Origin of the sequence: Rhodoferax lithotrophicus (assembly GCF_019973615.1) — a bacterium.
In the GTDB taxonomy this organism is placed as follows: domain Bacteria; phylum Pseudomonadota; class Gammaproteobacteria; order Burkholderiales; family Burkholderiaceae_C; genus Rhodoferax; species Rhodoferax lithotrophicus.
In genome coordinates this window covers 1891411-1912399 of record NZ_AP024238.1, presented here as the reverse complement: position 1 = coordinate 1912399, position 20989 = coordinate 1891411, and the positions used below count along the sequence as shown (strand labels likewise).

The following is a 20989-nucleotide window of genomic DNA, read 5'->3' as shown; positions in this document are numbered from 1 at the left end:
GTCCGTGAATTCATTCCCCATCAACCCACAAACGATACCCCCACAGAGGCCATCCGCTGCAGAACCTGGCTGCGTGAAGGCGGCACACACCCCCTTTGCATCACACACAGGCTGGCGCTGGCAATCGCACTGCCCAGCAAGTCTTTGGCAACCCCCTCGGGCACCACTTCGCCACCCCAATCGGCTGGCAGCTTGTGCGCCAGCATGGCGGTGACCAGGCCAGCCAAAAAGCAATCCCCCGCACCGACGGTATCCACCACCTTCAACGGCTCCAGTTCACGCGCATGAAACACCTGCCCCTGACGTGTCAACAACGCAGCACCTTTCGCACCCAAGGTCAGGGCCAGCACACTGGCGCGACTGGTTTGAAGCAGGTTCTGCGCCTGGGACAAGGCATCTGCACCCGGAAGCGCCAGGCATGCCAGGTCTTCATCGCTGGCCTTGATCACGTCGGCATATTGCAAGGCGGTCAATACATGGCGACGGTATTGCTCCAGGTTGGGCATCACCGAGGGGCGCAAATTGGCATCCACCACCACGGTACGCCCAGCCTGGCGTTGCGCCGCCAGCCAAGGCAAGTAGGTGTCTGCATCGTCCGGTGAAAGCGCCAACGCGCCGGTACACACCATTGACATGGTTTCCATATCTCGGCAGGCTTGGGTCAGAGCTGCGGCACTGGTGGCACGGTCGGCCACACCTTCACGGTAAAACGCATAGTCGGGATGGCCCCGCTCATTGACATTGACCACGGCCAATGAAGTGACCTGCACCACCGGCTCAGGTGCGGCCAGAACCACACCGTCTTGCGTCAGCATGCTTGCCAATTGCCGACCAAAGCGGTCGCGTGACAAAGGGTTGAGGTAAGCCGTGCCAATACCCTGGCGCGCCAGCGCACGGGTCAGGTTGTAGACCGCACCACCCAGGCACGGCTCAAAACGGCCATCAGCGTGGGCAATGAAATCAATCAACGCCTCACCTGCGGTGGCGACCTGGACAAAAGAGTTTATTTGCAGCATATTAGGGTTTTCCATAACTAAAACAACTTGATTTAGTAACCATTCTGCCACTATAGTTCAGCCACGCCAAACCAACAAGCGTAATTACCCGCAGGCCAGCCTTCAGCCCCTGCAACTGTGTGAATCCACCGCCCCGCAAGGGCCAAACCAACGAGGAGCATCCGAATGAACCTGTCGACATCCCTTCTGCTGAGCACCCTGACCCTGGCCTGCAGTGCCGCTTTTGCCGCAGAACAACCCGTGATTGGCCTGATCACCAAAACCGAAACCAACCCATTTTTTGTGAAGATGAAAGAAGGTGCGCAAGCTGAGGCTAAAAAAATGGGTGCCAAGCTGATGACAGCCGCAGGCAAAAAAGATGGCGATACCGCAGCCCAAATCGCAGCGATTGAAAACATGACCGCAGCAGGTGCCAAAACCATTTTGATCACCGCCTCTGGTGATGCCATCATCCCCACCGTGAAAAAAGTGCAGGCCAAGGGTGTGCAAGTGATTGCACTGGACAGCCCATTTGAAGGGGCCGATGCTCTTTTTGCAACGGACAACTACAAGGCAGGTGTCATGATTGGTCAATACGCCAAAGCTGCTTTGGGTGACAAGCCCGCCAAAATTGCCATGCTGGACCTGTTCCCCGGCCACCCAGTGGGTGCACAACGCCACAACGGTTTCATGACCGGTTTTGGCTTGAAGGCCAATGATGCCAAGTCCAATGAACTCTCCAGCACCCCTGAGACCGTGTGTGCTGGCGACACTGACGGTAACCAAGCCAAGGGCCAGACGGCCATGGAAAACTGCCTGCAAAAGAACCCTGATATCAACGTGGTTTACACCATCAATGAGCCTGCTGCCGCTGGTGCCTACAACGCTTTGAAAAAGGCGGGCAAAGAAAAAGGTGTACTGATCCTGTCGGTAGACGGTGGTTGCCAAGGCATTAAAGACACGGCCAAAGGCATCATCACCGCAACCTCACAGCAATACCCGCTGAAGATGGCGGCCTTGGGTGTGGCTGCGGGCGTGCAATACGCCAAAGACGGCAAGCGCTCAAGCGGCTACACCGATACCGGCGTCACCCTGATCTCTGCCAAAGCCATTGCGGGCGTGGACAGCAAAGATGCCAAGACAGGTCTGGATCTGTGCTGGGGCACCAAATAAGTATTCGCCAAGCTTCACCCAGGGGCTTGACGCTTACCAGACATAGGAAGATATCCTGGACTGGTGAGCGCCCTGCCCTCTGGGTGAAGAAAACTGACGTGCCCTGCCACGCAGAAACCTGTTCATCTGTTTTTACCCGGAGTCTGTGATGTCCACGACAAGCAAACGCCCTATTCCCTGGGGAGCCCTTGGCCCCTGGATAGCCCTGGCAGTCACCTGCCTGTTTTTCGCCCTCCAAACCGAGCGATTCCTGAGCGGTACCAACCTGTCTTTGGTATTGCAACAAGTCATGGTGGTTGGTGTGCTGGCCATTGGTCAATCACTCATCATTCTGACGGCCGGCATTGACCTGTCATGCGGCATGGTGATGGCCTTGAGTGGTGTCGTCATGACCAAATTTGCCGTTGATTACGGCATGAACCCTTATTTGGCCACCGCTTGCGGGCTTGGTGTGGCCGTGGGTTTTGGTTTTCTCAATGGTTTGCTGGTGACTCGCGTGAAGTTGCCACCATTCATCGTGACACTGGGCACGTTGAACATTGCATTTGCCATCACCCAGATTTATTCAGAGTCTCAAACCATTTCCAACCTGCCCGAGTCCATGACCGCTTTGGGCAATACGTTTAATTTGGGCAGCACAGAAGTCAGCCTGGGCACGGTGACCATGCTGCTCTTGTATGTGCTGGCCTGGTTTGTGTTGCGTGAAACCGCACCTGGCCGCCATTTGTATGCAGTGGGCAACAACCCCGAAGCAGCCCGGCTGACCGGGATCAGCGTTGACCGCGTGCTGATCACGGTGTATGCCATGGCAGGCTTGTTTTATGGCATTGCCGCCATGTTGTCGGTCGCCAGAACCGGTGTCGGCGACCCCAATGCCGGGCAAACCGAAAACCTCGATGCCATCACCGCCGTGGTGCTGGGTGGCACCAGCCTGTTTGGCGGACGCGGCATCATCCTGGGCTCCTTGGTGGGCGCCGTGATTGTGGGGGTGTTCCGCAATGGCTTGACGCTGATGGGCGTGGCCTCGGTCTACCAAACATTGATCACCGGTATTCTGGTCATCCTGGCAGTTGCTGCCGACCAGATGTCACGCAAGGGTGCAAGGTAGTGAACACCCCTCTGAGCCACTGTGCATCTTCGCCCTCAAGGGAAACCATGCCAGCGGCCCGGCCAAGCCGGATCTGTGGCGTGTACAGGCTCAAACCTGTCGTGCAGCCACTGCCTCACACATTGGAGAACTAACATGAATCAACACACATCACAACCTCTGGTGATGCAGGCCAAAGGTCTGGTCAAGCGTTATGGCCAGGTCACCGCGCTGGACGGCACCGACTTTGAACTACGTGCTGGCGAAATCATGGCCATCATTGGTGATAACGGTGCCGGAAAATCGTCACTGATCAAAGCCTTGTCAGGTGCCACCGTGCCCGACGAAGGTGAGCTGCGACTGGACGACAACCCGGTGCATTTCAAGTCACCCATTGACGCGCGCAAAGCTGGTATCGAAACCGTTTATCAAGATCTGGCGGTAGCCCCGGCCATGAGTATTGCCGAAAACCTGTTTCTGGGCCGCGAACTCCTGAAACCCGGCCTGATCGGCCAATGGCTGCGCCTGCTGGACAAGAAGGAAATGCTGGCCCAAGCCATTGCCCGCATGAATGACCTGAAAGTCGGCATCCGCTCCATGACACAAGCGGTCGAAACCCTGTCGGGTGGTCAGCGTCAATGTGTGGCGGTGGCCCGTGCGGCTGCCTTCGCCCGACACGTGGTGATCATGGACGAGCCCACCGCTGCGCTGGGTGTGAAAGAAGGCAACATGGTGCTGGAATTGATTCGCCGGGTGCGTGACAAGGGTCTGCCTGTGATTTTGATCAGCCACAACATGCCCCATGTATTTGAAGTAGCCGACCGCATTCACATCCAGCGCCTGGGTAAACGCGCGGCTGTGGTTAACCCCAAAACCATCAGCATGAGCGACACCGTCGCGGTGATGACGGGTGCCAAAACGGTCCATGAATTGCCCGCCAACGCGCACGCATAAGCCGCTATTGAAAGACTTTCATGCTTAAAGGAATCCCCCCACTGCTCACACCCGAGCTACTCAAAATCATGATGGAAATGGGTCATGACGATGCACTGGTGCTGGCCGATGCCAACTTCACCGCCATGAGCATTGCTGCAGGCAAACCTGTCATCAGACTGCCGTGCAGTTCGATGGCTCAAGCGGTGGCGGCGGTCACCACCCTGCTGCCATTGGCCACCGATGTGACTCACCCGGCAGGGTTCATGGCCGTCAGCAACCAGCCAGAAGGCTACTGTTCTGCCATGCAGCGCGAAGTGATCGCTCTTCTATCAACCCAAATGCTGCCCAACCAAAGCGTAGAGCCCGTTGAGCGCTATGCTTTTTATGACCGTGCACGTGCCGCTTACGCCATTGTGCTGACGGGAGAAAAACAGCCTTTTGGCAACTTCATCTTGCGCAAAGGGGTCATCGGTGAAAATCTGCGCCCATGACACCACCCCGCCACGCCACCCCTGTTGAGCCCCCTGCCCTGCTGCGCCCACGTGGCTCCAACCATGTAGGCATGCGCCAATTTAATGAGCGCGTGGTACTACAGGCCATTCGGCTCAACGGCAGCCTGCCCAAAGCCGACCTGGCCCGCCTGACCGGATTGACCGCACAGACCATTGGCCTGATCACTACCCGGCTGGAAGAAGATGGCCTGATCCTCAAGCAAGACAGGGTGCGCGGGCGCATCGGCCAACCGTCGGTTCCCTTGACGCTGAACCCGAACGGTGCGTTTGCCATTGGCATCAAAGTGGGCCGACGCAGTGCGGACTGGTTACTGGTGGACTTTGCCGGGCAGGTGCGCCTGCGCCACAGTCTGGACTATGTGTTTCCTGATGCCAGTACCCTGCTGCCAGCCATGGCCCAACACATGCAAACCCTGAGCGATGAACTTGGCGACTTGCGCGACCGGCTGGTAGGCGTGGGCGTGGCAGCCCCTTTTCAACTGGGTGGCTGGCACCGTATGCTGGGTTTGTCTGACGAGCAGTCTGAAGAGTGGAACCAGATCGACCTGCGTGCACAGGTTCAAAGCATGACGGATGTACCGGTCAGCTTTGCCAAAGACACCTCAGCGGCTTGTGTAGCCGAACTGGTACAAGGCCGTGGCCGCGATCTGAAAAATTTTCTCTACTTGTTTGTCGATACCTTTGTCGGTGGTGGTTTGGTCATTAACTCCCACCTGCACGGCGGTGTACATGGCAATGCCGGGGCGGTCGCATCGCTGCCGATGAGTTTGGCACATGCTTCAGCACAGGCCACCCCCCCCGAACAATTGATCCGTTTGGCCTCGTTGTGGGAGTTGGAACAGCGCTTCACAGCCCACGGCCTGAACCCGCATGCGGCATATGACGAGCGCGCCTTGCAACCCCCCTTTGCCGAAGAAACCCAAGGCTGGATTGACAACGCCGCCAACGCCCTGGCACACACGGTGGTCAGTGGCACGGCTTTTCTGGACATTGACGCGGTAGTGGTCGATGGCTCATTCAGCCGCGCCCTGCTGGCCCAGTTGATCGCGGCCACCCAGGCAGCGTTGCAGCGCTACAACTGGGAAGGCCTGTGGAATGCCAATGTAATCGCCGGTGTGGTCGGCCCTGATGCCCGCGCCCTGGGTGGTGCGCTGATGCCGCTACACGCCAATTTTGCGCCGGACCAGGATTTATTCCTCAAAACAGGTTCATAGTATTTGGGCCATCCAGCACTTGGCTCACTCAAAAGCGAAGCGCTGCCACATGACTCTGCAGGCAACACGCCTGCTGGGCTTATACCGTTTGGCAATCGGGGCAGGCAAACCCACTCAGACCGTCAACCCCATCAACCCGGTATCCATTTAACCGTGTCGATTTAACGGGTAGAAGTCTCAAATCCAAGGGCGGATTCAAATTTGAAGTCACCCACTTCCCGTTTGCTTGACAGACAATCCAACCATGTCGCCTGAACTTTCACAAAAACTCGCCAATGCCGTTGATGGGATGCCTGCGTTTCCCAAAAGTGTTGAAAAAATTTTGGAACTGACCCGTGATGTCAATGCCACCCCCAAAGACTTGGTTCAAATCATTGACAAAGACCCGGTGGTCACCGTCAAGATTTTGAAAGTGGTGAATTCAGCGTATTACAGCCTGCCCAAACAAATCACCTCCATCAACCATGCCGTGGTGTATTTGGGCTTCAACACCATCAAAAATCTGGCCTTGAGCATTGCCGCCATTGGTATGCTGCCGCGGCACAACGCCGCTGAGTTTGATATTGGCAAATATTTGCTGCATTCCTTGTCCACCGCCGTGATTGCCAAAAAATTGGCCCTGCGCATGGATGATGCCGATCCCATGGATTGTTTTATTGGTGGTCTGCTGCATGACTTTGGCAAGGTGGTTTGCGCCCAGTTCATGCCCAACGAATTCAAACAGGCATTGGCACAAAGTGAAGCCAACGGCTCCTCGCTGCATGAGGCCTTGCAGCAGTCCTTGGGTGCAGATCATGCGGTCATTGGGGCCATGCTGGTCGAAAAATGGCGCTTTGCTCCCAGCCTGATTGAAACCATTGCCCATCAATACGATACCCAGTCCCTCGACACGGATTTGTTTTCATGTGTCTACACCGCCAATCAGATCAGCAAGGAACTGGGTTTTGGTTTTGCGGGAAACCCCCGTGTCTACGAGCTGCCACCATTGGTTGCCAAAGCCATGGGAGGCACGCTGGAAGAGGTTATCCTTGCAGCAGGTGATTTAAACGCCGCCTTCGAAGAAGCCAAATTGTTTGCCAATATTTAAGGTACAGCCATGAAAATAAAGTTCTGGGGAGTACGCGGGTCAATAGCATCACCGGGCCCCTCTACCGTGCGTTATGGTGGCAACACCACGTGTATTGAAATTCGTACCGACCGCAACGAGCTCATCATCATCGATGCAGGCACCGGCATCTTCCCGCTGTCACAGTCCTTATTGGGCGAACTCCCGGTGACCGCCAATGTGCTGATCACCCACTCCCACTGGGATCACATTCAGGGCCTGCCATTTTTTGTACCCAATTTCATTCCCGGCAACACGCTGCGCCTGCATGGTGCATTTGACCCGGTGTCTGGCAAAGGCATCGAACAGGTGATGTCTGTTCAGTTGCAATACAGCTACTTTCCCGTGCGCGAGGCTGAAATGAAGGCCCGTATTGAATATGTCACCCTGGCACCGGATCAGAGTATCCAGATTGGTTCCGCCAAAATCACACCCTGCCTGATGAATCACCCGGTGGTGGATTTTGGCTACCGGATCGAGGCTGATGGCAAGTCCATGTTTTTTACCGGAGACCACGAGCCACCTCTCAATATTTACGAACCCAGCGACCCGGATTACGCCGAGTACCAAAGCTTCATTGATGAAAAAACGGCCAACATCATGCGAGCCATGTCCGGTGTGGATGTACTGATAGCCGATTGCTCTTACACCACGGCCGAGTACTCCTCCAAAAAGGGTTGGGGGCATGGCACCTTCCACTCCAGCATCAATTACGCCAAACAGGCCAAGGTCAAAACCCTGTTTTGCACCCATCACGAACCCACGCGCAGTGACGATGCACTTGAACAAGCCTTTGCCCAAGTGTTGCAAGAGCACCCCAGGCTGGCCGGCGACCCCGACTACCGACTGGCACGCGAAGGCGAGACTTTTGAGTTTTAAACCGTGCAGCACATCCTACCCGGCCAAAGTTATCCGCTGCACGGCGTGGCAAGCACCCGGCTGATTGAAGAGCACTGGCAAGCGGCCCTCCCCTCGCACACATTGATGCAGCGCGCCGGTCTGGCCGCAGCCAAACTGGCCCTGGCGCTCACCCCGCATGCACAGCGGATCTGGATTGCCTGTGGCCCCGGCAACAATGGTGGTGATGGACTTGAAGCGGCCATCCATTTGCAGCAATGGGGCAAAACACCCATCGTGACCTGGCTGGGTCAACCCGACCGGGCCCCGGCAGACGCGGCAGCCGCTTATCGGCGTGCCATTGCTGCAGGCATCACCTTCAGCCCAAGCCCACCGGACCATCCCGATGGGGTGATAGATGCCCTGCTGGGAATTGGCCACTACCAGCGTGAACCAGAGGGGCAAATGGCGCAGTGGATGGCACAGATCAATGCCTGTGCAGCCTCGGTGCTGGCCATTGACCTGCCTTCCGGGCTACATGCAGACACCGGGGTCTGCACACGCCTGCACGTCCAGGCCCAACACACCCTGAGTTTGCTCACCCTGAAACCTGGTTTGTTCACGGCTCATGGTCGGGATGCGTGTGGCACCGTCTGGCTGGATGATTTGGGGGTGGCTGCGGATTCGGGTGCGTCTGCGGATGCCCGTCTGGGTACCCGCCCAACACCAACCCAGCGCAGCCATGCCAGCCACAAAGGCAGTTACGGCGATGTTGCCATCGTCGGCGGAGCGCCTGGCATGACCGGTGCAGCCCTGCTGGCCGCCAGTGCCGCGCTGCACGCAGGTGCAGGCCGGGTGCTGGTAGATTTGCTTGATGGCGGCAGCCAAAGTGTGGACAGCACCTGGCCAGAATTGATGTTCAGACCCGTCAACAGCCTCGTCAACCAAGCCATGACGGTGGTGTGTGGTTGTGGTGGGGGTGACGCGGTTCAAGCCATGCTTGAATCCGTACTTTCGTCTGATGCGCCTGTTGTACTTGACGCTGATGCTCTGAATTCCATATCAAAAAGCACCCTGTTTCAAACCCTTTTGATCCAACGATCAAGCAGGGCACTGACCACCGTGCTGACCCCCCATCCACTGGAGGCAGCACGGCTGCTGAACTGCACGGCACAGCAAATCCAGGCCAACCGGCTAGAGGCGGCCAGACAGCTTAAGGAAAAGTTTCAGTGTGTGGTGGTGTTGAAAGGATCCGGTAGCGTCATTGCAGCCCCTGGCCAAACATCGGTGATCAACCCCACAGGCAATGCCAAACTGGCTACAGCTGGCACAGGTGATGTGTTGGCAGGCATGCTGGGAGCCGGATTGGCATCCGGTCAACCAGCTTTTCAGGCCGCCTGCGATGCCGTTTTCCGGCATGGCGAGTTGGCAGACCTCTGGCCAGACACCACGCCGCTGACTGCATCCAAACTGGCCGCTCAAGCGGCTTGACAGCAGCTTAAGGCGCGCCAAACCCGAACCGGGCAAACACCGCTTGCCCCTCGGGAGCCAGCAAGGCCTTGGCAAATGCACTGGCGGCTGGGGCTGCGCCCTGACGCACGGTCATGCCATAGGCTGCGCCGACTTTAAGCTCGGGCGGCAACTGCACCACCTTCAGGCGAGGGACTTCTTTTTGGGCCGCCACGGCGTTGGTGCAATAGGTCAGGAACACATCCACATCTCCCTTGTCCATGATCCAGGCATAGGCCAGCCGCCCGTCTGGCGGCTGGGGTGAATCTACCGCACCCACCAGTTTGTGCGCTTTGCTGCTAAGTGTGGCAAACGCACCTGCCTGCAACACGTTGGCTTTCTCAAACATGGCCCACGTGTAGTCGCCTGAAGGATCTGCCTTGGGTGTGGAGGTACCCAGGCGCACATCGGCGCGCAACAATGTAGCCAGCAAGGTGTCCGGGCTGGCATTGATCTTGTCACTGGTCAGAGCACACAAGGTGTTGCGCACAAACACGGTAGACGGCTGCCAGCTCCCCTGCTGCGCCAAGCGCCGCGGATGATCATTGTCGGCAGAGGCAAACACCTGCGCAGCCTCACCTTTCTCAATGCGCTCACGCAGCAAACCTGATGCGCCAAAGGTCAGGGCAATTTTCTGGCCGGTGCGCGCCTCAAAGTCTTTGGCAATGGTGGTCATGGCACCGCGCAAGCTGCCGGCCGCATACACCGAAACGGCAAGCTGGGGGGTCACAGCAGGGTTGGCAGCTGCCTTTGAAGGGGGTTTTTCCACGCTGGCACAAGAGGCCAGAACTACCGCCACCGAGCCCAGCCATAGCCTGTTCAAGCGCATGGTCATGGTTCACCTCACTTGGCTGCGTTCGGGAAGAACAGTTGCTCACCGTCAATTTTGTAGCTGGCAATCACACCCTGCCCTGCCGGTGAAACCACCCAGTCCACAAATTTTTGTCCGTCTGCGGCCTTCACATGCGGATGTTTGGCCGGGTTGACCAGCATCACGCCATATTGGTTGAACAGGCGCTTGTCACCTTCTACCAGCACTTTCAGATCACCCCGGTTTTTGAAGCTGAGCCAGGTACCGCGATCCGTCAGCACGTACGCATTGGTGCTGGAGGCCATGTTCAGCGCTGGGCCCATGCCACAACCGCAGGACTTGTAGCCGCTGCCTTGCTTGTCGGCCAGATCCGCCAGCTTCCAGAAACGCAGCTCGGCGGCATGGGTGCCGCTTTTGTCACCGCGTGAAATGAACGGGCCATTGGCAACTGCCAATTTTTTCAGTGCCTCCACCACATCATTGCCTTTGACCTTGAGCGGGTCGGCTGCTGGGCCAACCATCACGAAGTCGTTGTACATCACCTCCATACGTTTGACGGCAAAACCCTCAGCCACCACTTTTTCTTCGGCCACCTTGTCGTGCACAAACAGCACATCAGCATCACCCCGGCGCCCCATGTCAATGGCTTGACCTGTGCCCAAGGCCACGACTTTCACGTCAATGCCACTGGCTTTTTTGAATTCAGGCAGCAGCACCGAAAACAGGCCGGATTGCTCGGTGGAGGTGGTTGAGGCCACCACAATCGACTGTGCCTGCACACTCAGGGTGACACCGATAGATGCTATTGAAAAAATAGCTAATCGCGCACGCGGAGCAAGCGCTAGAGGCCTAAAAATCTTAAAATATTTTGCTGTACTCATACCATTTCTCCTTTAACAAACAAATGGGCCGCCGGATACTGCTGTTGCAGCAACGGCCCGCTAAAAAAATCGTGCACAGGCAAATCGGCCAACACACGACCTTGTTCAAGATAAATCACCCGGCTGGCCAGGCGCTTGACTTGGCCGAGGTTGTGGCTGGCAAAAATCAACGTCATTCCTCGCCCGCCGCCCTGGGATTGAGCAAACTCCTCAATCAACGCCTCAACCTCACGCTTGGCGTGGGGGTCTAAGCTGGCAGTCGGCTCATCCAGCAGCAGCACTTGTGGCTGCAAGGCCCAAGCTCTTGCCATGGCCACACGCTGTTGCTGCCCCCCTGAGAGTTTGCGTGCACTGCGCAGTGCCAGCGCGCTCAGACCAACCCGAGCCAATGCCTCCAGGGCTTTGACTCTGGACACACCCCAGGGCATGCCGCGTAACCATAAACCCAGCGCAATATTGGATTGCACCGACAAGCGCATCAAGTGCGGTTTTTGAAACAACATGGCCTGGCAATGGTTCGGCACGCTGCGGACTTGCCCTGCTGTCGGTGCAAGCAAACCGTGCAACAAACGCAACAGGGTACTTTTGCCGCAGCCATTGGCCCCCACCAAAGCCACACGTTCACCAGGATGAATACTCAACGTGACTTCTGTCAATGCGCGCACCGCCCGCATGGGTTGACCAAAATGCACGCTGGCTGCATGCAATGCAAACATTGGCTCAGCGGGAGACACAAGGCTGACCCTGGTGATCAAGGCATCGGCGTGCCTGTCCATCATGACGGCAGGCTTCAAACAGACACTCCTAGAGACAAGGACTGTGCCGAGCCACTTTCATAAAGCTCACGCCAACGCCGCACCAGCGCAATCAGCACATTCAGTAACAGCACCACCACCAGCAAAATCAACCCCAAACCGAGCGCCAGCGGCAAATCACCCTTGCTGGTTTCCAGGGCAATGGCGGTGGTCATGACCCGGGTGAATCCATCAATATTGCCACCCACAATCATCACGGCCCCCACTTCAGACACCGCGCGGCCAAAAGACGCAATCAACACCGTCAGCAAGGCATAACGCTCATCCCAGGCCAACAACAGGCTGCGCATCAGTGGTGTGGCCCCGAGAGACTGTAGTTGCTCACCGTGCAAACCTTCAGCGTCCTCCACCGTTTGACGCGTCAGTGCCGTCACAACCGGCAACACCAGTACAGCTTGCGCAATCACCATGGCCTTGAAACTGAACAGCCAGCCCAGATAGCCCAATGGCCCGCTACGCGACAGCAGCAGGTACACAATCAGGCCAACCACCACCGAGGGCACAGCCAGAAAGGTATTGAGCAGGGTCAACACCATACCGCGCCCGGCAAAACGGGCCACCCCCAACCAGGCCCCGAGCACCAGACCCAGAACACAAGCGATCAGGCATGCCGTGGCGCTGACAGATAAAGACCGACCCACAATAGTGAGTAAGCCTGAATCCATGTGGATGATGAGTTGCAGTGCGGTGCTAGCGCTATCAGTAAAAGAAGTCAAAGGATCAAAAACAGAAGAGTGGGTGATGACAACCGGGAAACTTTGTAGTTTGCGGTATCGTAGTGACCGATTCAATCCCTGACCATATGAACTACCGTGCATAGGCTTCAACTTCATTACACCCTCTCTCGCGATGCCAGTCCAGCGTTGGTTCGCAATCCACTGATTGATTTACTACAAGCCGTCAGCAACCAGGGCTCCATCTCGGGTGGTGCCAGGGCATTGGGCTTGAGCTACCGCCATGTATGGGGTGAGCTCAAGCGCTGGGAAAACGAGTTGGGGAACGAACTGATGGTGTGGGAAAAAGGCCAATCCGCCCGTTTGACCGACTTTGCAGCCAAACTGATGTGGGCCGAGCGCCAGGCGCAAGCGCGGCTGGCACCACAAATTGAAGCGCTGCGCGCAGAGCTGGAACGCAGTTTTGCACAGGCATTTGATGACCGCGTCCATGTCCTGACGCTCTACGCCAGCCATGACGAAGCTATCTCCAGTTTGCGCGAAATTGCCCTGCGCGGCCCCGATGAAGCCAGTCGCCTGCATCTGGATGTGCGTTTTACCGGCAGCGTGGATGCCATCCGGGCTCTCAACGAAGGCCGTTGTGTCATGGCTGGCTTTCATACCCTGGAGAACAGCAGCCCCAAAACCCGCAGTGAACGCACTTACAAGCCGCTGCTGCAACCTGGCTTGCACAAGATCATTGGTTTTGCCAGGCGCACTCAGGGTCTGATGGTGGCCCCTGGCAACCCACTGGCACTACGCTCACTCAGCGACGTAGCTACCCGGCATGCCCGTTTTGCCAACCGTGCGTTGGGCTCGGGCACCCGCGTGGTGCTGGATGAGCTACTGGATCAAGCCAACCTGAACGCAACGGCCCTCTCGGGCTACGACCGGGCGGAACCGTCGCATGCGGCGGTGGCTCAGTTGGTCGCCTCTGGCCAATGTGATGCGGGCTTGGGTATTGCTGCGGCCGCACAACATGCCGGGCTTGACTTTGTGCCGCTGGTCGATGAGCGCTATCACTTGGTGTGCTTGAAATCGGCATTGGAGCAGCCTGGGGTACAACAATTGCGCCAGCTGCTGCAAACACCAGACTGGCAAGCTCGGGTAGGTGTGATTCCCGGTTACGCTAGCCAACAAAGTGGGGAAGTGTTGTCGATGCGAAAAGTGCTGCCATGGTGGAGTTTTTCACACAAAAAGGTGCCTGCTTAACCACTTGTGCAAGGCAATCTACGCATAACCCGCTTTCATAAATATTTTCAGCCTTACCCCTAAAATTATTCAAGTATTCACTCATGGTCAGCCGCTAAACTTCGTGAGCCGAAACATTGCACCACACCACTACCGTGGTTACATTGCAACAACTTTAAACAATGGAGACACCATGCAGGCACTCTTAAAATTCTCGAACGGAGTTGACGGGCTTAACCGCTTTGTTGGCAAATATGTCATTTGGCTGATCCTGGCCTCCACGGTGATCAGCGCAGTGAACGCCATCGTCCGAAAAACATTCAATGTCAGCTCCAATGCGTACCTTGAAGTGCAATGGTATCTGTTTGCTGCCACCTTTTTACTGTGCTCAGCGTTCACGCTGCTCAACGGTGAACACGTCAAGATCGACGTACTCTACGGACGGTTTTACAAACGCACCCAGACATGGATCGACATCTTTGGTTTTACCTTTTTCCTGCTGCCGTTTTGCGCAGCCATCCTGTGGTTCAGCACGCCTTTTTTCCTCAAAGGTTTTCACTCTGGTGAAATCTCTTCCAATGCAGGAGGCCTGATCCGTTGGCCGGTCTACGCCATGATGCCCCTGGGCTTTGGCTTGCTATTTTTGCAAGGTCTTTCCGAGCTCATCAAACGGATAGCTTTCCTGATGGGTCTGATTGAAGATCCTACTGAAAAAGTAGTTGAAAAAACTGCTGAAGAAGAGTTGGCAGAAGCCATTCAAAAACTGGCTGAAGAAAAAGCCGCTAAAGCCCACGCGGCCTGAGCCCGGAGACCTACATGGAATTTTTAACCACCAATATTGCCCCCATCATGTTCATGGGGCTGATCGTGTTCCTGCTCCTGGGGTTCCCGGTTGCCTTCAGTCTGGGTGCTTGCGGCCTGTTCTTTGGCTTTGTCGGCATTGAGCTCGGTCTTCTTCCCGAGTCATTGCTGCAGGCGCTGCCGTTGCGTATTTTCGGCATCATGCAAAACGACACGTTGCTGGCTATTCCCTTCTTCACGCTGATGGGGTTGATCCTGGAGCGCAGCGGCATGGCCGAAGACTTGCTCGACACCATTGGCCAGTTGTTTGGTCCGCTGCGTGGTGGCTTGGCTTTTGCAGTGATTTTTGTTGGAGCCCTACTGGCCGCCACCACCGGTGTGGTCGCCGCCTCGGTGATTTCCATGGGCCTGATCTCGCTGCCCATCATGCTGCGCTACGGTTATGACCGGCGCGTAGCCTCCGGTGTGATCGCTGCCTCGGGCACCTTGGCGCAGATCATTCCTCCCTCCCTGGTGTTGATTATTTTGGCCGACCAGTTAGGCCGCAGTGTGGGTGAGATGTACAAGGGTGCGTTCATTCCTGGCTTTGCATTGACATGCCTGTATGTGGGCTACGTCGTTCTGCTGACATTTATCCGCCCCAGCTGGGTTCCTGCCCTGCCAGCCGAAGCTCGTACCATTCGTGAAGATGACGGCAGCAGCGGTCTGCGCTCCCTGGGGGTTTTAACTGCGCTGACCACAGTGGTAACCGTGGTCTTCGGACAGAACTACGCCAAAGTGATCAGCTGGTTCAAGGATGAAGCTGTGACCATCGTGGCAACCGACGAAACCATTGTGGTGGCACTGTGTGCTGGCGTCACACTGGCCTTTGTACTCGCACTAATCAACAAGGCCACCCACATGGGACTGCTGTCTCGCATGGCTGAGCGTGTGACCTTTGTGCTGATCCCTCCGCTGCTGCTGATCTTCCTGGTGCTGGGCACCATTTTCCTCGGGGTTGCTACGCCTACGGAAGGCGGTGCCATGGGGGCCATGGGGGCTTTCATCATGGCCATAGGTCGGGGTCGCCTGAGCATGAAACTACTGAAGCAAGCGCTGACCACCACCGCCAAGCTGTCAAGCTTTGTGGTGTTTATCCTGGTGGGCTCCACCGTGTTCAGCCTGGTCTTCCAAGGTGTTGATGGTGGCAAATGGGTGGAGCATTTGTTGACAGCGGTGCCAGGTGGCCAGACGGGCTTCCTGATCGTGGTCAACGTGCTGATTTTTTTCCTGGCTTTTTTCCTTGACTTCTTTGAGCTGTCGTTCATTGTGGTGCCCTTGCTGGCACCGGTGGCCGAAAAGATGGGCATTGACCTGATCTGGTTTGGTGTGTTGTTGGGCGTGAACATGCAGACTTCGTTTATGCACCCACCGTTTGGTTTTGCCCTGTTCTACCTGCGCAGCGTGGCACCGGGACGGGAATACACCGACAAGATAACCAAGAAGCTGATCCAACCCGTGACCACCATGCAGATTTACTGGGGTGCGATTCCATTTGTGATCATTCAGATCATCATGGTCTCTGCCATCATTGCATTCCCAGGGATTGTGTCCAGTGGTCTGGACAAAACCGAGAAAATTGACCTGGACAAGGTGGTGCTGGAAGTCCAGGCTGACCCACCCGCAGAAGCTGCATCCATGCCTGACGGTGAATTAGCTGTCCCTGCTGCAGACTCCAATCAAAGTGATGCCGACCCGATGAAGGCCATGGAAGAATCCATGAAGAAGTAAAAATCCACCCACCGTCATCGGCCTTGACGGTGGTCATTCAGCGGCAAGCCCCGGAGGATTTCTTCGGGGCTTTTTTTTATCTCAGGATGCTTGTCAGGACTGTCAGCAGACGAAAAAAAAGCCCCGCTAAGCGGGGCTTTGAAGAATGCGGTGTAAATCCGATTACAGCTTTTGCGACTGCATGAAAGAGTCAAATTTGGCTTCGGTAAAACGGAACCACAGGTTTTGATCTTTGCGGAAAGCTGACATGTCGTCGTACACCTTTTTCCACTGCGGGTTTTTGCCGCGAAGATCTTCGTAAAGAGCCATCGACTCCTTGAAAGCCAGATCCAGCACATCCTTCGGGAAAGGCAATACCTTGGTCTTGGCACCCACCAATTGCTTCAAAGCCATGGGATTCTTGGCATCGTACTTGGCTTGCATTTCGATGTGTGCATAGGCTGTTGCCGCTTCAAGAATGGCCTTATTTTCAGCCGACAAAGCGGCATAGGCTTTGTCATTAACAAACAAATCCACCTCTGGGCCACCTTCCCACCAGCCAGGATAGTAGTAGAACGGAGCCACCTTGTTGAAGCCCAGCTTTTGATCGTCGTACGGTCCAATCCACTCTGCGGCATCAATCGTGCCTTTTTCCAAGGCCTGGTAAATTTCACCGCCAGGAATGCTGGTTGGCACGCCACCCATGCGCTCAATCACTTTACCGGCAAAACCACCAACGCGGAACTTGAGCCCCTTGATATCAGCCGCACTCTTGATTTCCTTGCGGTACCAACCGCCCATTTGGGCACCGGTATTGCCAGCCGGAAAATTCACAATGTTGTACTTGGCATAAAACTCGCGCATCAACTTACCACCGTTGCCCTCAAACATCCAGGCAGACATCTGGCGACTATTCAAACCAAAAGGCACCGAAGTACCCATTGCAAAGGTTTCGTCCTTGCCAAAATAGTAGTAAGCGCAGGTGTGACCACACTCCACCGTACCGTTTTGCACACCATCCACAATTCCAAGTGCAGGCATCAACTCGCCAGCAGCATGAGTTGAGATGACGAACTTGCCACCGCTCATTTCACTTACTTTTTTTGCAATGGTCTCAGCAGCGCCAAAAATGGTGTCGAGCGATTTTGGAAAACTAGAGGCCAGACGCCAGCGAACGGCAGCGCCCTGGGCATGCACCACCGGTGCAGCGCCTGCAGCCAGTACGCCAGCAATACCAGCGTTTTTAATGACGGAACGACGATCCATTGATTTACTCCTGGGTTTACAGATTGAATAGCTCACCCAGCGGGTAGCGGGTGATGACCGACAAAGTCACTGAGCATTCTATGGAACGCTGGATACCACCCCCATGCGGGTTTTCCCTCTCTCTGGGACACAATTCGACCCCAAAGAGGCTCCCCCCCAAAGGGAGTAAGAATCTACTCACAACGACCGTGAAAATAATTCAATTCATCAACACCGTCACAAGGAAACACCCCATGCCATAGACATGAGGCAACATACCTGCAACGGCTAAATCTTGACCGTGGCCATGTAGCTGTCAAACCGGAACTGGGAAAAACGTTGCCACAGGATTTGCTCACGCTGAAAGGCACGCATGTCCTGGTGAATTTTCTTGAATTCGGGTGAAATTGCCTCATGTGCGGCAAAAACCTCCATCGAAGCCTTGAATCCTGCATCCATGATCTCTTTGGGAAAGGCCTTCAACTGTGTCTTGGCGGCCACCAGTTTTTTCAAAGCAAGCGGGTTAAAGGCATCGTACTTGGCCGTCATGTCGCGGGAGGCCACAGCAGTTGCCGCATCTACCATGGCTTGATACTCTGGCGATAACGCTGCATAGGCTTTGGCGTTGATGTAGAACTCCAGCTCCGCACCACCTTCCCACCAGCCGGGGTAGTAATAGAAAGGTGCCACCTTGTTGAATCCGAGCTTTTGATCGTCGTAAGGACCCACAAACTCAACCGCATCCAGCGTGCCTTTTTCCAGTGCCTGGTACACATCACCGGCCGGCATGTTCTGCGGCACCACACCGAGTTTGAGCATGGCCTCACCAAACAAGCCTCCGCCCATACGCATCTTCAAACCCTTCAGGTCGTTGGCCGTCTTGATCTCCTTGCGGTACCAGCCGCCCATTTGCGTACCGGTGTTGCCCGCACTGCGACTCTTGATGTTGTATCTGGCATAAAACTCATCCATCAGCTTGCGGCCGTTGCCATGATCCATCCAGGCATCCATTTGCCGCGCGGTCAAACCAAATGGCACTGCACAGCCAAAGGCAAAAATGGGGTCTTTCCCGGTGAAATAATAGGAGGCCGTCTGTGCCATCTCAACGGTGCCGTTCTGCAGCGCGTCCACCACACCAAACGCTGGCATCAACTCACCGGCAGCGTGCACGCTGACTTCAAATTTGCCACCGGATAAGGCTTTCATGGTCTTGGCAAACATTTCCGCGCTGCCATAAATAGTATCCAGCGACTTCGGAAAGCTTGAAGCCAGGCGCCAACGCACATTGACCCCTTGGGCATACACGGCAGGTGCAACTCCCGCAGTCAAGACACCGGCCAAACCGGCATGTTTGATGATTGAACGACGATCCATTGGGTATTCTCCAGTAGTGATTAAAAGCTTGTGGGGTACCAGCTTGTATCGCTGTCACCCGTCACAGTCACCAGGATTGTAAGAAGCCCATCCATCAATATCAGGGTTTTCCCTGATATTGATCAGTCAAAACCTGCGTCAAATCAAAATTTGAGCTGCTCAGGACGCTAGCAACGCCGCAAAACGCTGACTCACGGATGCCTCAATTCCCCTTGCATCCAAGCCCTGCAGCGCCAGCAACTTGGCCGGATCACCATGTTCAATAAATTCGTCACGCAAACCCAACTGCAGCAGCGGCTTGACCAAACCTGCAGCAGCCAGTGCTTCCAGCACGGCACTGCCGGCACCACCCATCACCGCACCCTCTTCGAGAGTGACTAGTGCGTCGTGATCTGCAGCAACCTGAACCAGCAAATCCACATCCAGTGGTTTGGCCCAGCGCATATTGACCACGGTGGCATCGAGCTTTTCCGCCACTTGCAAGGCCGCCTGCAGCAAGGTACCAAAAACCAGAAATGCCAGACGCTGGCCCTGGCGGCGAATCTCACCTTGGCCAAACGGCAGCGCATCCAGCGTGCTGGTCACGGCAACACCTGCACCCGCACCACGTGGATAACGCACTGCCACCGGCGTGTTTTGTGCATAGGCCGTACTGAGCAACTGGCGGCATTCGTTTTCATCTGCCGGACATGCCACACTGACGTTGGGAATACAACGCAGATAAGGAATGTCGTAAGCACCCGCATGGGTCGCACCGTCAGCGCCCACCAGTCCGGCGCGATCCAATGCAAACACCACGGGCAGGTTCTGAATCGCCACGTCGTGAATCAACTGGTCATAAGCGCGCTGTAAAAAAGTGGAATAAATCGCCACCACCGGTTTCAGGCCTTCGCAGGCCAAACCGGCGGCAAAGGTCACGGCGTGTTGCTCAGCAATACCCACGTCAAAAAAGCGGGTCGGAAACCGCTTCTCAAACTCCACCATGCCGGAGCCTTCACGCATGGCTGGAGTGATGGCAACCAGACGGTCGTCCGCCGCCGCCATGTCACACAGCCAGTCGCCAAACACCTGTGTAAAGCTGGGTTTGCTGGGTATCGCACTTTGTTGCAGACCCACTGCCGGGTCAAACTTGCCAGGGCCATGGTAAGCCACCGGATCAACCTCGGCCAGCTTGTAACCTTGCCCTTTTTTGGTGACCACATGCAAAAACTGCGGGCCTTTAAGGTGTTTGATGTTCTCCAGCACCGTCACCAGAGTGTCCACGTCATGGCCATCAATCGGGCCCACATAGTTAAAGCCGAATTTTTCAAACAGGGTGATGGGCTTGACCATGCCTTTGGCCGATTCTTCAAAACGCCGGGCCAGCTCAAACAGCGGTGGTGCACCTTTGAGTACGGTTTTGCCTGCATTTTTGGCTGCAGCGTAAAACTGTCCGCTCATCAATTTGGCCAGGTAGCGATTCAAAGCCCCCACAGGCGGACTGATGGACATGTCGTTGTCGTTGAGGATGACCAGCAGATTGCAGTCAGACACACCCGCGTTGTTCATGGCTTCAAAGGCCATGCCAGCGGTCATGGCCCCATCACCAATCACGGCAATGGCATGCCGGTCTTCCCCCTTGAGGCGACTGGCCAGCGCCATGCCCAAGGCCGCAGAAATGGAGGTGCTGGAATGGGCTGTACCAAAAGCATCAAACTCACTCTCGGCGCGCTGTGGAAAACCACTCAAACCACCCAATTGACGCAAGGACGACATACGCTCACGCCGCCCTGTCAGGATTTTGTGCGGGTAGGTTTGATGGCCCACGTCCCACACCACCCGGTCATGCGGCGTGTTGAACACATAGTGCAGGGCCACAGTGAGCTCCACCGTGCCCAGGTTGGAACTTAAATGCCCGCCTGTTTTGGACACACTTTCAAGCAAATAGGCGCGCAATTCAGTGGCCAGACGGCCAAGCTGCTCTCGCTGCAGCTGGCGCAGATCCACTGGGGAGTGGATCGACTGCAGCATGGAATACGGGGTTTGGGTCAACATATGCTCT

The 20989-nt window shown here is 55.9% G+C and carries 19 protein-coding genes; 11 read left to right on the top strand and 8 right to left on the bottom strand.

Annotated elements, in window-relative coordinates; all coding sequences use genetic code 11:
• Nucleotides 1–20 precede the first annotated feature (20 nt).
• Nucleotides 21–1016, bottom strand: a complete 996-nt coding sequence (locus LDN84_RS08825) for a PfkB family carbohydrate kinase (protein ID WP_435405926.1) — start codon at nucleotides 1014–1016, stop codon at nucleotides 21–23.
• 165 nt (nucleotides 1017–1181) lie between these two features.
• Here LDN84_RS08825 and LDN84_RS08820 point away from each other — a divergent pair, with 165 nt between their 5' ends.
• The 8 genes from LDN84_RS08820 (at nucleotide 1182) to LDN84_RS08785 (ending at nucleotide 9350) form a co-directional block, all read left to right on the top strand.
• Complete coding sequence (locus LDN84_RS08820; protein ID WP_223911320.1) at nucleotides 1182–2168, top strand: sugar ABC transporter substrate-binding protein; 987 nt, start codon at nucleotides 1182–1184, stop codon at nucleotides 2166–2168.
• A 148-nt stretch (nucleotides 2169–2316) separates the two neighbouring features.
• Nucleotides 2317–3276 carry an ABC transporter permease gene (locus LDN84_RS08815; RefSeq protein WP_223911316.1) on the top strand — a complete coding sequence of 320 codons (960 nt, stop codon included), beginning with the start codon at nucleotides 2317–2319 and terminating at the stop codon, nucleotides 3274–3276.
• Nucleotides 3277–3411: 135 nt separating this feature from the next.
• Nucleotides 3412–4209 (top strand): ATP-binding cassette domain-containing protein, encoded by a 798-nt coding sequence (locus LDN84_RS08810; RefSeq protein ID WP_223911312.1) that lies wholly within the window; start codon nucleotides 3412–3414, stop codon nucleotides 4207–4209.
• A gap of 20 nt (nucleotides 4210–4229) precedes the next feature.
• Entirely contained in the window at nucleotides 4230–4682 is a 453-nt protein-coding gene (locus tag LDN84_RS08805) for an RbsD/FucU family protein (RefSeq protein WP_223911309.1), read from the top strand.
• Complete coding sequence (locus tag LDN84_RS08800; protein WP_223911306.1) at nucleotides 4679–5917, top strand: ROK family transcriptional regulator; 1239 nt, start codon at nucleotides 4679–4681, stop codon at nucleotides 5915–5917. The genes LDN84_RS08805 and LDN84_RS08800 overlap by 4 nt, the downstream gene beginning before the upstream one ends.
• 244 nt (nucleotides 5918–6161) lie before the next feature.
• Nucleotides 6162–7004: an HDOD domain-containing protein gene (locus tag LDN84_RS08795; protein ID WP_223911303.1), complete on the top strand. Its 843-nt coding sequence runs from the start codon at nucleotides 6162–6164 to the stop codon at nucleotides 7002–7004.
• Nucleotides 7005–7013: 9 nt separating this feature from the next.
• Nucleotides 7014–7901, top strand: coding sequence for an MBL fold metallo-hydrolase (locus LDN84_RS08790; RefSeq protein WP_223911301.1), 888 nt, complete (start codon nucleotides 7014–7016; stop codon nucleotides 7899–7901).
• 3 nt (nucleotides 7902–7904) lie between these two features.
• Nucleotides 7905–9350 (top strand): NAD(P)H-hydrate dehydratase, encoded by a 1446-nt coding sequence (locus LDN84_RS08785; RefSeq protein WP_223911298.1) that lies wholly within the window; start codon nucleotides 7905–7907, stop codon nucleotides 9348–9350.
• 7 nt (nucleotides 9351–9357) lie between these two features.
• Here the strand turns inward: LDN84_RS08785 and LDN84_RS08780 are convergent, their stop codons facing one another.
• From LDN84_RS08780 to LDN84_RS08765, 4 genes are read right to left on the bottom strand one after another with little or no spacing between them, the layout of a single operon-like run.
• Nucleotides 9358–10203 (bottom strand): molybdate ABC transporter substrate-binding protein, encoded by an 846-nt coding sequence (locus tag LDN84_RS08780; RefSeq protein ID WP_223911295.1) that lies wholly within the window; start codon nucleotides 10201–10203, stop codon nucleotides 9358–9360.
• A gap of 8 nt (nucleotides 10204–10211) precedes the next feature.
• A complete protein-coding gene (locus LDN84_RS08775; protein ID WP_223911291.1) occupies nucleotides 10212–11060 on the bottom strand; it encodes an ABC transporter substrate-binding protein in 849 nt (282 codons plus the stop codon).
• Nucleotides 11057–11839: an ATP-binding cassette domain-containing protein gene (locus LDN84_RS08770; protein WP_435405947.1), complete on the bottom strand. Its 783-nt coding sequence runs from the start codon at nucleotides 11837–11839 to the stop codon at nucleotides 11057–11059. The genes LDN84_RS08775 and LDN84_RS08770 overlap by 4 nt, the downstream gene beginning before the upstream one ends.
• Before the next feature lie 11 nt (nucleotides 11840–11850).
• Complete coding sequence (locus LDN84_RS08765) at nucleotides 11851–12540, bottom strand: ABC transporter permease (RefSeq protein WP_435405946.1); 690 nt, start codon at nucleotides 12538–12540, stop codon at nucleotides 11851–11853.
• 147 nt (nucleotides 12541–12687) lie between these two features.
• On the opposite strand from LDN84_RS08765, the gene LDN84_RS08760 reads away from it, so the two are divergent.
• The 3 genes from LDN84_RS08760 to LDN84_RS08750 all read left to right on the top strand — a co-directional run bounded on the left by LDN84_RS08760 (nucleotide 12688) and on the right by LDN84_RS08750 (nucleotide 16350).
• Nucleotides 12688–13800 (top strand): substrate-binding domain-containing protein, encoded by a 1113-nt coding sequence (locus LDN84_RS08760; RefSeq protein ID WP_223911285.1) that lies wholly within the window; start codon nucleotides 12688–12690, stop codon nucleotides 13798–13800.
• Nucleotides 13801–13972: 172 nt separating this feature from the next.
• The gene (locus tag LDN84_RS08755; RefSeq protein WP_223911283.1) at nucleotides 13973–14581 is read left to right on the top strand and encodes a TRAP transporter small permease subunit; all 609 of its coding nucleotides are present in this window, start codon (nucleotides 13973–13975) and stop codon (nucleotides 14579–14581) included.
• 14 nt (nucleotides 14582–14595) lie between these two features.
• Nucleotides 14596–16350 carry a TRAP transporter large permease gene (locus LDN84_RS08750; protein WP_223911280.1) on the top strand — a complete coding sequence of 585 codons (1755 nt, stop codon included), beginning with the start codon at nucleotides 14596–14598 and terminating at the stop codon, nucleotides 16348–16350.
• Nucleotides 16351–16512: 162 nt separating this feature from the next.
• Here the strand turns inward: LDN84_RS08750 and LDN84_RS08745 are convergent, their stop codons facing one another.
• The 3 genes from LDN84_RS08745 to dxs all read right to left on the bottom strand — a co-directional run bounded on the left by LDN84_RS08745 (nucleotide 16513) and on the right by dxs (nucleotide 20958).
• On the bottom strand, nucleotides 16513–17595 hold the full coding sequence (locus LDN84_RS08745; RefSeq protein ID WP_223911277.1) for a TRAP transporter substrate-binding protein: 1083 nt from the start codon (nucleotides 17593–17595) through the stop codon (nucleotides 16513–16515).
• A 267-nt stretch (nucleotides 17596–17862) separates the two neighbouring features.
• Complete coding sequence (locus LDN84_RS08740) at nucleotides 17863–18948, bottom strand: TRAP transporter substrate-binding protein (RefSeq protein WP_223911275.1); 1086 nt, start codon at nucleotides 18946–18948, stop codon at nucleotides 17863–17865.
• Between the two features lie 159 nt (nucleotides 18949–19107).
• A complete protein-coding gene (gene dxs, locus LDN84_RS08735; RefSeq protein WP_435405945.1) occupies nucleotides 19108–20958 on the bottom strand; it encodes a 1-deoxy-D-xylulose-5-phosphate synthase in 1851 nt (616 codons plus the stop codon).
• Between the last annotated feature and the right edge of the window lie 31 nt (nucleotides 20959–20989).